Annotated in this window: 11 protein-coding genes and 1 pseudogene; 3 read left to right on the top strand and 9 right to left on the bottom strand. The window is 60.2% G+C overall.

The genetic code is table 11. The features are described 5' to 3' along the window. Window positions 1-17: 17 nt before the first annotated feature. Entirely contained in the window at window positions 18-1,526 is a 1,509-nt protein-coding gene (locus tag FHT78_RS29615) for an amino acid ABC transporter permease/ATP-binding protein (protein ID WP_183742183.1), read from the bottom strand. 57 nt (window positions 1,527-1,583) lie between these two features. After that, the gene (locus tag FHT78_RS07560) at window positions 1,584-2,420 is read right to left on the bottom strand and encodes an ABC transporter substrate-binding protein (protein ID WP_183742181.1); all 837 of its coding nucleotides are present in this window, start codon (window positions 2,418-2,420) and stop codon (window positions 1,584-1,586) included. Between the two features lie 228 nt (window positions 2,421-2,648). On the opposite strand from FHT78_RS07560, the gene FHT78_RS07555 reads away from it, so the two are divergent. Continuing rightward, entirely contained in the window at window positions 2,649-3,716 is a 1,068-nt protein-coding gene (locus FHT78_RS07555; RefSeq protein WP_183742180.1) for a LacI family DNA-binding transcriptional regulator, read from the top strand. A gap of 629 nt (window positions 3,717-4,345) precedes the next feature. On the opposite strand, the gene FHT78_RS07550 is transcribed toward FHT78_RS07555, so the two are convergent. Further along, window positions 4,346-4,750 (bottom strand): hypothetical protein, encoded by a 405-nt coding sequence (locus FHT78_RS07550; RefSeq protein WP_183742178.1) that lies wholly within the window; start codon window positions 4,748-4,750, stop codon window positions 4,346-4,348. Window positions 4,751-5,001: 251 nt separating this feature from the next. Between FHT78_RS07550 and FHT78_RS07545 the strand changes: the two are divergent. Further along, window positions 5,002-5,909 (top strand): annotated as a pseudogene (locus FHT78_RS07545) (alpha/beta hydrolase). A 151-nt stretch (window positions 5,910-6,060) separates the two neighbouring features. Here the strand turns inward: FHT78_RS07545 and FHT78_RS07540 are convergent. The 6 genes from FHT78_RS07540 to FHT78_RS07515 all read right to left on the bottom strand — a co-directional run bounded on the left by FHT78_RS07540 (window position 6,061) and on the right by FHT78_RS07515 (window position 12,376). Then, entirely contained in the window at window positions 6,061-6,987 is a 927-nt protein-coding gene (locus FHT78_RS07540; protein WP_183742176.1) for a ribokinase, read from the bottom strand. Next, window positions 6,984-7,445, bottom strand: a complete 462-nt coding sequence (locus FHT78_RS07535) for an RbsD/FucU domain-containing protein (RefSeq protein WP_183742174.1) — start codon at window positions 7,443-7,445, stop codon at window positions 6,984-6,986. Before FHT78_RS07535 ends, FHT78_RS07540 begins: the two co-directional genes overlap by 4 nt. Before the next feature lie 122 nt (window positions 7,446-7,567). Next, window positions 7,568-8,617, bottom strand: a complete 1,050-nt coding sequence (locus FHT78_RS07530; RefSeq protein WP_183742172.1) for a LacI family DNA-binding transcriptional regulator — start codon at window positions 8,615-8,617, stop codon at window positions 7,568-7,570. A 17-nt stretch (window positions 8,618-8,634) separates the two neighbouring features. Then, window positions 8,635-9,546 carry a carbohydrate ABC transporter permease gene (locus tag FHT78_RS07525; RefSeq protein ID WP_183742170.1) on the bottom strand — a complete coding sequence of 304 codons (912 nt, stop codon included), beginning with the start codon at window positions 9,544-9,546 and terminating at the stop codon, window positions 8,635-8,637. Continuing rightward, on the bottom strand, window positions 9,546-10,664 hold the full coding sequence (locus FHT78_RS07520) for a sugar ABC transporter permease (protein ID WP_183742168.1): 1,119 nt from the start codon (window positions 10,662-10,664) through the stop codon (window positions 9,546-9,548). The genes FHT78_RS07525 and FHT78_RS07520 overlap by 1 nt, the downstream gene beginning before the upstream one ends. Before the next feature lie 71 nt (window positions 10,665-10,735). Continuing rightward, complete coding sequence (locus FHT78_RS07515; protein WP_183742166.1) at window positions 10,736-12,376, bottom strand: extracellular solute-binding protein; 1,641 nt, start codon at window positions 12,374-12,376, stop codon at window positions 10,736-10,738. A gap of 335 nt (window positions 12,377-12,711) precedes the next feature. On the opposite strand from FHT78_RS07515, the gene ugpC reads away from it, so the two are divergent. Next, on the top strand, window positions 12,712-13,779 hold the full coding sequence (gene ugpC / locus FHT78_RS07510) for a sn-glycerol-3-phosphate ABC transporter ATP-binding protein UgpC (RefSeq protein ID WP_183742164.1): 1,068 nt from the start codon (window positions 12,712-12,714) through the stop codon (window positions 13,777-13,779). The last annotated feature ends 27 nt before the right edge of the window (window positions 13,780-13,806 follow it).

The raw sequence follows: 13,806 nt of genomic DNA, 5'->3' as shown, positions 1-13,806 counted from the left end.
TTTCTCCCGTCCCGCGCTTAGAGCACTTCCGCAAGGAAGCGTTGGAGGCGCGGGCTCTGCGGGTTGTCGAAGATCGCCTCGGGCGTGCCTGCTTCCACCACACGCCCCTCGTCCATGAAGACGACCTGATCGGCGACGCGGCGGGCGAAACCCATTTCATGCGTGACGACGACCATGGTCATGCCGCGCTTGCCGAGATCGGCCATCAGATTGAGCACTCCCTTCACCAATTCAGGATCGAGCGCGCTCGTAACCTCGTCGAAGAGAATGACCTCCGGCTCCATGGCAAGCGCCCGGGCAATGGCCACTCGCTGCTGCTGGCCGCCCGAGAGGCCGCCGGGGCGGTGATGCTGCCGACCGGCAAGGCCGACATCGGCAAGCCGCGCCTTGGAAATGCGCTCGGCCTCGGCCTTTGGCAGGCCCTTGATCTTCGTCAGCGAGAGCATGACGTTTTCAAGCGCCGTGTGGTCGGGGAAGAGGTTGAAGTGCTGGAATACCATTCCGACGCGGCGACGCAACGTTTCGGGCTTCATGGCAAGAGTGCTTTTGCCGTCGATGAGGACGTCACCGCTCTTAGGCTCGACGAGACGGTTCAGCCCGCGCAACAATGTCGACTTGCCGGAGCCGGACGGGCCGATGACACAGGTGACGCTGCCCGGCTTCACCGAGAGGTCGACACCCTTCAGCACGTCGAGTTCGCCATACGCGATGCCGAGATCGCGCACCTCGAGGCTGCCGCCCTTAAAGGCAGTCCCGGAGGCGCGGCCGGCGCCATCGAGTTCGCTCACCTCCTCCAGTCCGCTGGTGACGACTGCGGGGCGCTGCTTGCCTAGCCGCAGGCGACTGTCAATGGCGTTGACGACATGGGTGAGCGGCACGGTGACGATGAGATAGAAAATGCCGGCCAGGAGAAGCGGTGAGAGATTACCGGTTACGACAGCCTGGTCCTGTCCGACGCGGAAGATCTCGCGCTCGGAGGCTAGCAGGCCGAGGAAGTAGACGAGGCTTGAATCCTTGACGTTGCCGATGAACTGGTTGACGAGGGCCGGCAGCACGCGGCGCACACCCTGCGGCACGACTATGAGGCGCATGGCTTGGCCGTAGCTCATCGACAGCGCCCGGCATGCTTCCATCTGACCTCGGTCGACGCTCTGGATGCCCGAGCGGAAAATCTCGCCGATATAGGCGCCGGCGATCAGGCTGAGCGCAAGAATGCCGAGCGGATAGGGCGACGGACCGAACAGCTCGCGACCCATGCGGGCAAATCCCTGGCCGATCAGGAGAATGGTTACGATGGCCGGCAGGCCGCGAAAGATATCGGTATAGAGACGGGCCGGGATTCGCAGCCAGCGCGATCTGGAGATGCCCATAATGGCGAGCGCCATGCCGATAACAATGCCGAGCACCGTCGAGGCCGCTGCGAGGATCAGCGTGTTCTTCAGGCCGACCGTGATCATGGTCGGCAGGACTTCACCCATGGCGTTCCAGTCGAGGAAGCTGCGGCGCAGGTTTTCAAGCCAGTTCATCAGGAGATCCCTTGGAAGAAGGACCGGTCCGACAATAAGCCGGGCCGGTCGGCGGCATCATGGCTTGGGCAGATAGGCGTCTGGCATCGGCGTGCCCGGAAACCACTTTTCGTGCAGTTTTTTCCAGGTACCGTCCTGCATGGCCTCGCGCAGACCCTTGTTCAGCGCTTCGCGCAGGGCATCATTGCCCTTGCGGACCACGAAACCGGCCGGCGCGTCGAAGCTCGGGATGTTGACGGCAACCTTCAGCTCGGGATAGCGCGTCGAATAATCCTTAGCCGCTTCGTAGTCGAGAAAGTGGGCGTCGACCGTGCCATTATTGAGCGCGGAGACTGCGGAATTGTTATCTGGAAATTTGACGAGATCAGCGCCGGTAAAATTTTTCTCGGCATAGATTTCCTGCAAGGTTCCCTGCACCACACCAAGGCGTTTTCCCTTGAGAGCGGCCGCATCGGTGATACCGGCATCCGGCGTCAACACGGTGAGGAAACCGGCGAGATAGCCATCAGAAAAATCCACCGTCTCCTTGCGCTTGTCAGTTGTCCCGATGGCGGCGGCGGCGACATCGAAGCGGCTGTTGGCGACCGAAGGCATCAAGGCGGAGAATTCCTGACCGGTAAAGACGACCTGCTCCCTCTTGAAGCCCAGGCGCTCCGCAACATTGAGGAACAGTTCGATGTCGAAGCCGGTGAAACTGCCGTCCGCCGTGGTGAAGGCATAGGGCTTGGCATCGCCCATCGTGCCGACGCTGATGACGGCAGGGTCGATAAGACCGAGCGGATTGTCCTGCGCATGGATCGGCATTGCGGCACCTGCCAGCGCGGCCAGCGCAACCGCGACGGTAGCGACGCGCGCTCGGGCAAGGCGGAGTTTAAAGGTTTCTATCAATCGCATTGGTTTCGTCTCCTCTGGTGGTGGTGATCTCTGCCTTTTTTCAAGGCACACGCGTCCCCTCCGGACCACGGCACCCGCCGGGCGTCCAGTCGATGACATCAGCATGCCCCGAAACTGCGTTTCTTCTTGAGACCGGTCTCACAATAGAAGAGACCGGTCTCTTTGATATTTGTCAAGTGATCTTTGCGCATTTGCCACTCGTCAATATCTCTTGTAAGGCTAACCTCCATGGACCAGAGCCCGCCCAGAAGCACCTCCGTTACAGTCGCCGACGTCGCGCGCAGGGCAGGCGTCTCGAAGGCGACGGCTGCGCGGGTTTTGGGCGGATACGGAACCGTTAGCGAGCGAGTGCGTGAGGCTGTCACCGCCGCAGCACGCGCACTTGATTATCGGCCAAACGAGCTTGCGCGCAGCATGACGACCGGTCGCTCCGGCACGATCGGCGTCGTTGTCGGCGATATAGAAAACCCGTTCTTCAGTCTCGCCGTGCGCGGCATCACCGATGTCGCCCGGCAGGCGGACTTCACCGTCATCCTCATCAATTCAGGCGAGGACGTTGTCGCGGAAAGGGCGGCCATTCGTACCCTACTTGCCAAACGTGTCGACGGCCTCATCGTCTCGCCTGCCAAGGAAAACGACGTCGAGCACTTGCATGAGGCTGTTCGCTCCGGGGTTCCGCTCGCGTTGCTCGATCGCGGAAGCGACACGCTGGACGTCGACACCGTCATTGCCGATGACCGGTACGCCGCCGAGAACATCACGCGCCGGCTGATTGCGCTAGGCCATCGCCATATCGCCTATCTTACCGCTTGCGACACGCCGGACCATCGCTTCCACACGGCAAAGGACATCGGTACCGGCTCCGTGCGACGGCGCATCGAAGGGTTTCTTAGCGTCTGCCGCGAGGCTGGCCTGACCGGCATGGAGGATTGGGTGCGTGTCGGCGCCTTCACGCCAGAACATACGCATCGCATCGTCACAGAAATGCTCCAATCGGCGCGGCGTCCGACGGCAATCATTGCATCCGACAGTATAATCGGCCTGGAGGTGTTCAAGATTCACCGTCAGCTGGGGCTTAGCATTCCAGATGACCTCTCGCTTGTGTCATTCCACGATGCCGACTGGACATCTGTAACGACGCCTCCCGTGACCGTCGTGCGCCAACCCGTCTACGATCTCGGGGCGACGGCCGCCAAATTGCTCGTCGAGCGGTTAAATGGCGAAGGGCAGACGGCCCGCGTGGTAGTTCTGAAAACTGAAATCGTTGAACGCGCCTCCACGCGGGAAAGATATTGATTCTGCGGGTGCAGTTGATGATTCGCTTCAAAGGTTCGCTGGACTGCTCCTGAGGTCGAATCAGCAATCCTGAAAAAAGTCGCGGTTTCCACGAAATCAACGAATTGAGGCGACGGTTCATCTCCGGCGTCAGTAGGGCCGACGGACCTTTTCAGTCTGACCTTCATGCGCCTCGATAGCGATCTGGATGGCTTGATCGGGATGCTGCGTGGGCGTCAAGGCACTCCTGTCTTCGATCCTCCCTTGCGTCGCGACTAATCGATCAGGGAGCTGAAAGTTCCAGCGCGGATAAGATATTGCGAGCCGGCATCGGCAGAGCAACGGGTCGAGGTTTGGCGGGAAGTATGGCGAAGTGCCACCGGCGCTAGGTTGCTGCGACCACCACCGTTCCGCTGCTGATTGCCAATGTCAGTTCGTCATCGACAGAGCCCGAAAGGAGCCGGGTGGACCTCCTGCCTCGCGACGTTCGCAGCCGTTATCGGAATGGCGCTGACCGCCCTTTAAATCATTGTCGGGCCGCAATATGGTCCAAGCATCTTCCGCGTAAGAGGCGATGGTCCTCGAGGCGACGGGATTTAGACGCGCCCTCGCCTTTGCTCAAGAAGGCGCCGATGTGCCGATTGGTTGGGTCAGCTCGCCCGCGAGACGCCGGCCGGGCTCGGAGCCTCGCTGCTGGAGAAGATGATGACGGCGAACATCAGCACGCCTGCGAAGGCGATGAGCGAGGAAATGGCGACAATCGGTTCCATCGCCGTGTTTCCGGAAAGCAGCAGATAAAGGGACGGGATCAGCAACGCGACGCCGACCGTATAGACGACGTATTGGATCATCGCCAGGCGCTTTTCTGCCTTGTGCGGATTGAGCGCGTGGTAAACGCCGAAGATCGCCATGGTGACCCAGCCGAGCAGGTTGGCATGCGCATGGGCCCCCGTCGGTGCGTGATTACCTGAAATAGACATGTGAAGGCCGACCGAGATGCCCGCGATCAGAAAAATGATGGCAGTTTTGAAGTAAAGATTTGCGATGCGTGGCATTGGTTTCCCCCCTCTGTAGCCGATGAAACTTAGCATGTTCTCAAGCCTCTGAGAACGAGCTCATTGGAGGATCTTTGGAACGCCAGTCTTGTTACCGATGTTACGATGGAAATATTGCTGGGAGCGAGGCGACACTAGGCAGCTCCCATCGTCTCCGTCGACGTGAGCGTGCCGGGCGGGCGGGCGTTCAATTGAGCTCCCGCATTCGCGCATTTGAGCGCTTGAGTGACAAACCCGCGAGGAGAAGTGAAGTGTCGAACCACGACCGTGCACAAACAGTTTTCGTATCAGGTGGGTCAATATTCATTACCATCGCGGGTAACGGTCCGCCGGTCCTGTTGCTGCACGGCTTCCCTGAAACCCATCTCATGTGGCGCGACGTCGCCCCGCTGCTTGCCTCCGAGTTCACCGTCATCTGTGCCGACCTACGCGGATACGGCGCGAGCGGTTGTCCTCCGTCCGCCCGCGATCACCTGGCCTATTCAAAACGAGCCATGGCTGCTGAGATGGTCGAGGTTATGGCAAAGCTCGGCTTTAGCGAGTTTATGGTCGCCGGTCATGACCGCGGGGCTCGCGTGGGGTACCGTATGGCGCTCGATCACGCCACGGCGATCAGAAAGGTTGCCGTTCTCGACATCGTTCCTACGGTGACCGTATGGGATCGAGCTGATGACCGGTTTGCCCTGGCGTTCTGGCCGTGGCTCCTGTTTGCGCAAGCAGAACCCCTGCCAGAAAAGTTGATCGCCGGCGCGCCAGAGGCTGTCGTCGACGAAGCGCTTACTGGCTGGGGATCTTCCGCCACGGTATTCCCGCCGGAGATTAGGGAAGCCTATATTGACACGCTCAGAAGCCCGGAACATGTGCACGCGATCTGCGAGGAATATCGTGCTGCGGCAGGCGCCGATCGCCAACATGACATGGACGATCAAATCTCCGGACACCGGATTGTTTGCCCACTGATGGCTCTTTGGAGTGGACCCGGCGCAGTCGCTACGTGGTATGCCGAGGAAGGGGACCGCTGGCGTTATGGCGACAATTGGCGGACGAAGTCGTTGGTCATGCCATGCCAGGAGGCCACTTCTTTCCTGAGGAGCATCCCGCCGAGACGGCCGAGGAGTTAGCCGAATTCTTTAGCGATGCAGCGCCTCATTCCGGTTAATCCTTGAGCGTCAGCGCTGCGAGGAATGCGGCGAAAGAGCAATTGATCGCGTCGGCGTGGCGTCGGCTCCGTCTTTATAAGATTGAATCGACGGCTTCCGGAGATGACGAGGCTGGCGCGCCTCGTCCAACTCCTCTGCGGTATTCAATCATCAGGAGCCTAGCAAGGCAGTGATCTCGGCGCGAGAAGGCATGGCGGGAGCCGTGCCCGGCCGTGTTACGGCGATTGCGGCGGTTGCGCAGCCGAAACGAACGGCCTCGATTGGCGCCCGGCCTTCGGAGATCGCCGTCGCGAACCCGCCGAGAAAGGCGTCGCCGGCTCCGGTCGTGTCGATGACACTTCCCGCCGAAAAAGCGGGAATGAACTCGCTTTCCCCGGCGGTGTGATAGAGCGCACCGCGGGCACCCAGCGTGATGACCGCTGCTTTCGCGCCTCGACCGATGAGGGTGCGCGCCGCTGCGCGTGCCTGCTCGTCGGTTTCGATCGCATGGCCCACTAGCTCCGCTGCTTCGACTTCGTTGGGAACAATGAAATCGCACAAGCCATAGATGCCGTCCGGGATGGCGCTGGCCGGCGCCGGGTTGAAGATTGTCGTTGCCCCTGCCCTCTTGGCTATAGACAGGCCATGCAGAGCCGCCTCCAGCGGTTGTTCGAGCTGTGTCATGAAAATGGCGGCGCTTTCGATGACCGCCCGGTTCGCTTCGACATCTTCGATGCCGATCAGCCCTGCCGCGCCCGGCACCACGATGATGGCATTGTCGCCGCTCATCTCGTCGACGAAGATGAAGGCCGCCCCCGTGGAAACGCGTTCCATCTTCATAACATTGGCTTTGACGCCCGCCTCCGCATAGGCCGCAAGCGCCATCGCGCCGAACGCATCGTTACCGACCCGTGAAATGAAAGTCACGTCTCCGCCTGCCTTTGCCGCTGCTATCGCCTGATTGGAGCCCTTGCCTCCCGGCCCGAGCGTGAAAGCCGAGCCCATCAGCGTCTCGGCAATATGGGGCAGGCGCTTTGCCTTATAGGCGGTGTCGGCGGCAAAAATGCCTAAAATGACGATCCCGCTTCTCTCGCTCATCTCACGGCCTCTTCCGCTGGAATGACGCCCTTGGTCAGAAGGAAGCATCCGTAGAACCGCAATTCCCCCGTCGCGATCACGCAATAAGCCCTTTTGGCGATGTCGTAGAACGCCATTCGTTCGATGGGATACATTGGCGACGGCTTACCTTCGGCGCGATCGACGATCGCCTGCACTTCCTGCTGAATCGGCGGTATCTCATTCGGCTTGCCAATCACTTCCATGCGACCGACCGAAGGCTGGATCGGCGTATCCAGAGGCAGGACGGAAAGGACCGCGTCGATTGCCTGCGGTGCCGGAATGTTTTCCATGGTCAGCAGTCTGCCCACACGCGTCTGGCGGGCTATCGAATCCGACGGAAAGTTCATGTCGGAAATGACGAGATAATCGCCATGTCCCATGTTGCAAAGTGCCTGAAGAATGTCGCCGTTGAGCTCGGCCCGAATTCCCTTGAGCATCGATCTTCAATCCTTTCTGTAGCCGGAGTGCCGGCCGTGCTTCAATTTCTGTGTGCGGGAACATCCGCCTTGGAGTGCCGCGCGCGCTGCCGGATGCACAAGGACACTCTCACCCTTTTGATCTACGCATCGGACTTTCCGTGAACCGGTTTCGATTTTCTGGCAGCTGCGTCCGGTTGCGGGCACGGTCCGCTCGAACCGCGCACGATCAGCGATCCGTCAACCATTTCGTCTCCCATGCCCCGCGGCTCCTCCAGAAGAAGGCGGACCGCGCGCCGCGCCAGCATGTCGGCCGGCTGGCGGACGGTCGTCAGCCGTGGCACCACCAGATTGGCAAGCGAAATGTCGTCAAAGCCTGTGATGGACAGTTTTCGCGGCACGTCGATCTTAAGGTCGCGGGCGGCGCGTAATGCACCAATCGCCTGCTGGTCGCTGGCGGCAGCGATCGCCGTCGGCCGGCTTTGCGGCGGGCGCGAAAGGAGCTCTCGGGCAATTCTTTCGCCGGATTCGTAGTCGAATCTGCCGTGGGCGATTTCTAATTCTACAGGCCCGTAGGCCTTGCCGAAGCCGTCGATGCGGCGGACGAAGGCCTCTTTGCGCATGCGCCCTGCTTCCGTGTCGGCCGGCCCGGCAATATAGGCGATGTGCCGGTGCCCAAGCCCATAGAGATGATCGGCAATGAGGGTGGCGGCCTGCGCGTGGTTGGTCGACACCAGGGGAAAGGCGCCGAAGCGCCGGTCCAGCGATATGACCGGCACCGAGGTCGAGAGATCGAGACCTGAACCGTCGCTCGAAGCTACCACGATGATGCCGCGCACCGACCGGTCGAGAAAAGCCGAAACATGGCTCTGCTCCGCCTCGCTGTCGTTATGCGAGCTTGCCAGCATCAGGCTGTGAGCGCATTCGAGCGCCGCACGCTCGACGCTTGCCGCAAGCTGCGCAAAAAAGGGATTTGTAATGTCCGGAACGACGAGACCGATGATGTCGGTTCTACTGGTGCGCAAGGCTCGCGCCGTCACGTTCGGTCGGTAGCCGAGCGCCGAAATGGCCTCGTTGACCCTTTCGCGCAGCAAGGGTTTGACGGCGGCTTCACCAGACAGAACACGCGAAACGGTGCCCACGGAAACGCCCGCATATTCGGCGACATCCTTGACTGTGGGCATCTTTGACATGTTCCAACGTCCCGCGGCTATTTTACCGCTCCTGCGGTCATCCCGGCGATGATGTGTTTTTCAAGCACGACGCCGACAATGACCAGCGGAAGGATGCCGGCGGTGGAGAGCGCGGCCATCGACCACCAGTTGATGCCCTGGCTGCCTGTCTGGCTGGCAATCATCACCGGTAGCGTGTTCGTATTGGTCGAGGTCAGCAGTGCGGCGAAGAAATATTCATTCCAGCACAGGATCAGCGCCAAAAGGAAAGCGGCAACCATGCCCGGCAGAACGAGCGGCACAATGATGCGGGCAAAAGCACCCCAGATCGACAGGCCGTCGACCAAGGCGGCCTCCTCGAGCTCAACCGGTATGGTGGCGAACTGGTCGCGCATGATCCATACGACGATCGGCAGAACCATCAGCGTATAGACGGCGATCATGCCGGCATAGGTGTCGAGGAGCGCCAGTTCCCTGTAGAGAACCAGGAACGGCAGGGCGAGGACAACGGGCGGCATAATCAGCTGCGACAGGAAGAAGAAGGAAATGTCGGAATTGCGCATATGGCCGAATTTATAGGAAAAGCGGCTGAGGCCGTAGGCGGCGAGCGATCCGAGCACGACGGCCAGAGCGGATGCGGTGACGGAGATGATGACGCTGTTCCAGAGCCTGCGCATGAATTCATCACGCACCGTCGAAATCTGAGAAATCGTGTCAGGAGAAAGGCCGAGCGAGCGCCAGCCGAGCCAGTTGGGCGCGAAGTTGAACCAGGGGATCAGATTGCCGCGCATGACATCTGCGGCTGTCTTGAACGAGGTCGATACCGTCCAGAACAGCGGAAAGATGCAGACACACGCCCAGATGACGAGCATGCCGTAAATGGCCAGACGCATGGCCCACCAGCGAATGCGTTGACCGCGCCCGTATTTTTCGAAATCGATGCGAACCATCAGAGCCTTCCTGTCATCCGCTTGACGATGCGGTCGGAGATTTTCATCAGCCCCGTCATGCCGACGATGATGATCACCAGATAGACGAGCGCGAGCAGGGTCCCGTATCCGACATTCGAACGGTCGCGATATTCGCGATAGATGAAACTAGTGACGGAATCGGTCGCCCCGCCGGGTCCCCCCGATGTCACCGTGATGATGATGTCGGCGAGCTTGAGCTTGAAGATGATGCGGATCATTACCGCCGTGACCGACACAGGCAGCATGAGCGGGAAAATGACCTTCCAGAACCGCTGCCATTTCGTAGCGCCGTCGACCTCGGCCGCCTCCAGCACCTCTCGCGATAAGGCCTGTAATCCGGCGAGCAGCATGATCATCATAAAGGGAATGAAGGTCCAGGCGTCCATGATCATGATCGAAAGGCGCGCCGTCAGCGGATCGCCGAAAAAAGAAGGGTTTTCCCAGCCGAGCCAGCGGGCCAGCCGTGCGATCGGGCCGAAACGGGTCTCCAGCATCGATTTGCCGACCATCCAGCTCACCGCTACCGGCGACAGCATCAAGGGCACGAGAAAAGTGACGCGCCAGAACTTGCGAGCGATGATTTCCTGGTTGAGGAGCAGCGCCAGGCCGAAGGCGATCGCATATTCGACAGCAATCGCAAGGCAATAAAGGATCATGTTGAGCAAGGCGTTGGCATAGAACGGATCGGCGATCATCCGCCGCACATTGTCGAGCCCGTTGAAGCGCCGCCCAGCGGAAGAGGCGAGATTCCAATCCGAAAAGCCGATCCAGAGCGCAAAGAGGAGCGGGAAGACCACCATCGATACGACGAAAAGCGCCGCGGGCAGAATGAAGAGCGCCTTCTTGCCGGCCTCGCCATAGATGACGACGCGGGTGACGCAGAGAACCGCGGCCCAGATGAAATAGGCGTAAAGAACCGGCCGCCAGTTGGCAAAGCCCCAATCGGTCCAGCCAAGCTCATGGACAGCCTGCAATACAAAGGATGCAATGAACCATGCTGCGCTCAGCCACAGAGCCGCGCGGCCCCAGAAACGGCGGCTCACGGAAATGGGGCCGGCTTCGACCGTGTGCAGCAGGTCGCCTTCGACTGTCGACATTGATATTCCTCGCCAGGACAAGATGGGCGCTGGCGGAGCTTTCAGTCCGCCAGCCCGTTTGTGTCAATCGATCAGAGCCCGAGGCTCGTGCGATAGAGTTTCAGCTGGCTCTCGCGACCGATCTGGTCAGTGATCTTTTCCCAGGCGGCGGCAATCGCATCCGCGGTTTCCTGCGCCGACTTGTATTGTCCGGCAAAGCCCTTCGCCAATTCGTCCTCCGCAACAGAGTAGTATTGGAAGATACCGGGGATGCGCGGTTCGATCGCGGCGTTTGGATGATTGTAGCTGTCGGCGTTCGAGCCCAGATAATCCTCGATATAGGCGCGGTCGTAACCTGCCTTTTCCCATTCGTCATAGTTGAAGTGGGACTGACGATAGGGCTGGAAGCCGGACGGATAGGCCGACGTCCACAGCGAAAGATCCTTGCCGCCGAGATGGGCTGCAGCAGACCAGGCTGCCTTGCGCTTTTTCTCGTCGCTGGAGACCCGCTTGGTGACGTAGATGCCCCAGCCGAGATAGGCCATGTTGGGCGCTTCATTATACTTGTCTTCCCATTGGCCGGACTTGCGGTTGTAGACGCGGTTGGAGCCGCGGTTGATGCCGAAGCCGACCACATCGCCGACGACCGAAGTATCCGAGGTGCGTGCGCTGGAGCCGACGTCGCCCCACCACATCAGCATGGCGCCAGTGCCTGCGAGGAACTGCGAGAAGGCCGTGGTGCCGGGGTCTGCATTGATCTGATCGGCCGGGTAGGCCTTTGCCGCGATCAGATCCAGCACATCCTGGATCGCCTGGACCCAGGCGGGGTTGTTGACCAGGGGCTTCATGTTTTCGGGGTCGAAAAGCCATACCGGATCGCCGGGATATTTTGCATAGGCAGTCGCACGGTTTTCGATGAAATAGAAGCCGAAGCCGCCCCAGCCCTTAAGCGGGTCGAGGTAGCCGTAGGCCGGCTGGCTGGTCAGCGGATCGGTCTTGCCGATCAGCGCCTTGGACGCTGCATTAACCTCCTGCCAGGTCTTCGGCGGCTCGGCCATGCCGCTGATCGAGCCTTCGCCGAAGTAGTCCTTGCGATAGGCGAAGGTGTGGCAGTCGCCATCGATCGTGACGCGATAGGTCTTGCCGTCCCAGGTGCCAACCGGGGGCTTCAGGTAGCTGACCAGGTCGTCGGCTTCGACCTGCTTTGCAGCCCAATCAGGCATCTCGTCGAGGAGCCCGCGTCCGGCGGTGTCGCCTTCGAAAGGCGCGCCCATTTCAAGGATGTCGAAATCGACAGTGCCGGTTGCGATCGACTGCTGAAGGCGGGCGTTGTAATCGGCCTGGGCAAGGTCGATCCAGTTGATCTTGGCTCCGGTATAGGCCTCCCAAGGCTTGAGGAAGCCGCGGAACAGGAAGTTGTGGAGGTTCTGGTTGTTGAGCCCCATGAAGGTCAGCTCGACACCGGAAAACTCGCCTTGCTTGACATTGGCCTTGGTCGGGCCGAGGCAGAGCTCGCCGACTTTCTGCCAGTCCGCGTCCGTCGGCGAGCCTTTGCCGACGCCAGGGATCTGCAGGATCTGGGCGCGCAGATCATCGGCGGCGAATGCGGTGCCGGCAATTCCGCCCATCGCGCCGGACAGGCCGAGCAGAGCCGCCGCACTTGCCGTTCCGCGCAAAACGTCGCGTCGACTTGCCTGACGGCGCATCAATGCATCGTAAATTTCTACTTTCATGACTTCCTCCTCCACGTTTGGTGCGCTGCCGCTGCCAGTGTTCCGGGATAGCTCCGGCCCGAATTTGGGACTGGTCTCGTGCAGAACTATCTGGTAAACAAGAAAATGAAACGTTTCATAATTCTTGTTCGAAACCGCTCCTCTCGGTCTCATCAATGAGCATTAGACGGGAAGCGGAAAAAGTCAACAAAAAATGAAACGTTTCATGAGGAGGTTTAGAAGGTATTTCGGATCGGGGCAGGCGCGCTTTCGCTGGGCCTCATACTCTGGATGCTGTCGAGTGGTTCATCCCCTGGAACATGTGCCGGGGTGACCGGAAAGCGAGTGGGAGGCATATGGCTGAGGTCAATATTTCAGAGGCGCGGAAGGCATACGGCGCCTTAAATATCCTGCATGGGGTTGATATAGAGATTCGCGATGGCGAGTTCGTGGTGCTCGTCGGCCCGTCGGGTTGCGGCAAGTCGACTCTGCTGCGCATGGTGGCAGGCCTGGAGAGCATTACCGGGGGCACCATCTCGATCGGCGGAAAGATCGTCAACAATCTGCCGCCGAAGGACCGCGACATTGCGATGGTTTTCCAGAGCTATGCGCTCTATCCGCACAAGACGGTTGCCGAGAACATGGTCTTCGCGCTGCGCCTGCAGAAGCAGCCAGCCGATGTCATCAAGCAGCGCCTGCAGGCGGCGGCCGAAACACTCGACCTCGTGCCCTATCTTGATCGCTATCCGCGCCAGCTTTCGGGTGGCCAGCGGCAGCGTGTGGCAATGGGACGAGCCATTGTCAGGTCGCCGCAAGTCTTCCTCTTCGACGAGCCCCTGTCGAACCTCGACGCCAAGCTGCGCGTGCAGATGCGGAAGGAGATCAAGGAACTACACCAAAGACTGAGAACCACGACGATCTACGTTACCCATGATCAGGTCGAGGCAATGACCATGGCCGACAAGATCGTCGTCATGCAGGGCGGCAGGATCGAACAGACCGGCACACCCCTGGAGCTTTACGATCGGCCCGCCAACACATTCGTGGCCACCTTCATCGGTTCGCCGTCGATGAACCTGATGAAAGGCCGCTATAGGGCCGACGGTGCGGTCTTCGTCACCGAGACAGGCGATGAGATTGCGCTCGGTTTCACGCCGGAGGCGTCCGATGGCCAGGCTGTGCGCCTTGGCGTGCGGCCGGAACATCTGTCACTTGCCCCAAGCGGTTTGAAGACGACTGTCAACGTCACCGAACCCACTGGCCACGAAACAATGGTATTCCTGCGCTATGGATCCGGCGAGCTTGTCGCGGTGCTGTCCGAACGTCACGATTTCGAGCCGGGACAGGTCGTTACGATCGCTGCCCGGCCGGGCAAGCTTCATCTGTTCGATGCGGAGACCGGTAAGACGCTGCGACCGGATTGAGTAGCCGCTTGTTGCCGTCCGACATGC

Source organism: Rhizobium sp. BK196 (assembly GCF_014193255.1).
Lineage (GTDB): Bacteria > Pseudomonadota > Alphaproteobacteria > Rhizobiales > Rhizobiaceae > Rhizobium.
This window is presented reverse-complemented; position numbering and strand designations above follow the sequence as displayed.

What these genes read in the sequence shown, in the direction of transcription:
- FHT78_RS29615 (WP_183742183.1), bottom strand. Translation starts at nt 1,526, where the DNA reads ATGAACTGGCTTGAAAACCTGCGCCGCAGCTTCCTCGACTGGAACGCC.
- FHT78_RS07560 (WP_183742181.1), bottom strand. Translation starts at nt 2,420, where the DNA reads ATGCGATTGATAGAAACCTTTAAACTCCGCCTTGCCCGAGCGCGCGTC.
- FHT78_RS07555 (WP_183742180.1), top strand. Translation starts at nt 2,649, where the DNA reads ATGGACCAGAGCCCGCCCAGAAGCACCTCCGTTACAGTCGCCGACGTC.
- FHT78_RS07550 (WP_183742178.1), bottom strand. Translation starts at nt 4,750, where the DNA reads ATGCCACGCATCGCAAATCTTTACTTCAAAACTGCCATCATTTTTCTG.
- FHT78_RS07540 (WP_183742176.1), bottom strand. Translation starts at nt 6,987, where the DNA reads ATGAGCGAGAGAAGCGGGATCGTCATTTTAGGCATTTTTGCCGCCGAC.
- FHT78_RS07535 (WP_183742174.1), bottom strand. Translation starts at nt 7,445, where the DNA reads ATGCTCAAGGGAATTCGGGCCGAGCTCAACGGCGACATTCTTCAGGCA.
- FHT78_RS07530 (WP_183742172.1), bottom strand. Translation starts at nt 8,617, where the DNA reads ATGTCAAAGATGCCCACAGTCAAGGATGTCGCCGAATATGCGGGCGTT.
- FHT78_RS07525 (WP_183742170.1), bottom strand. Translation starts at nt 9,546, where the DNA reads ATGGTTCGCATCGATTTCGAAAAATACGGGCGCGGTCAACGCATTCGC.
- FHT78_RS07520 (WP_183742168.1), bottom strand. Translation starts at nt 10,664, where the DNA reads ATGTCGACAGTCGAAGGCGACCTGCTGCACACGGTCGAAGCCGGCCCC.
- FHT78_RS07515 (WP_183742166.1), bottom strand. Translation starts at nt 12,376, where the DNA reads ATGAAAGTAGAAATTTACGATGCATTGATGCGCCGTCAGGCAAGTCGA.
- ugpC (WP_183742164.1), top strand. Translation starts at nt 12,712, where the DNA reads ATGGCTGAGGTCAATATTTCAGAGGCGCGGAAGGCATACGGCGCCTTA.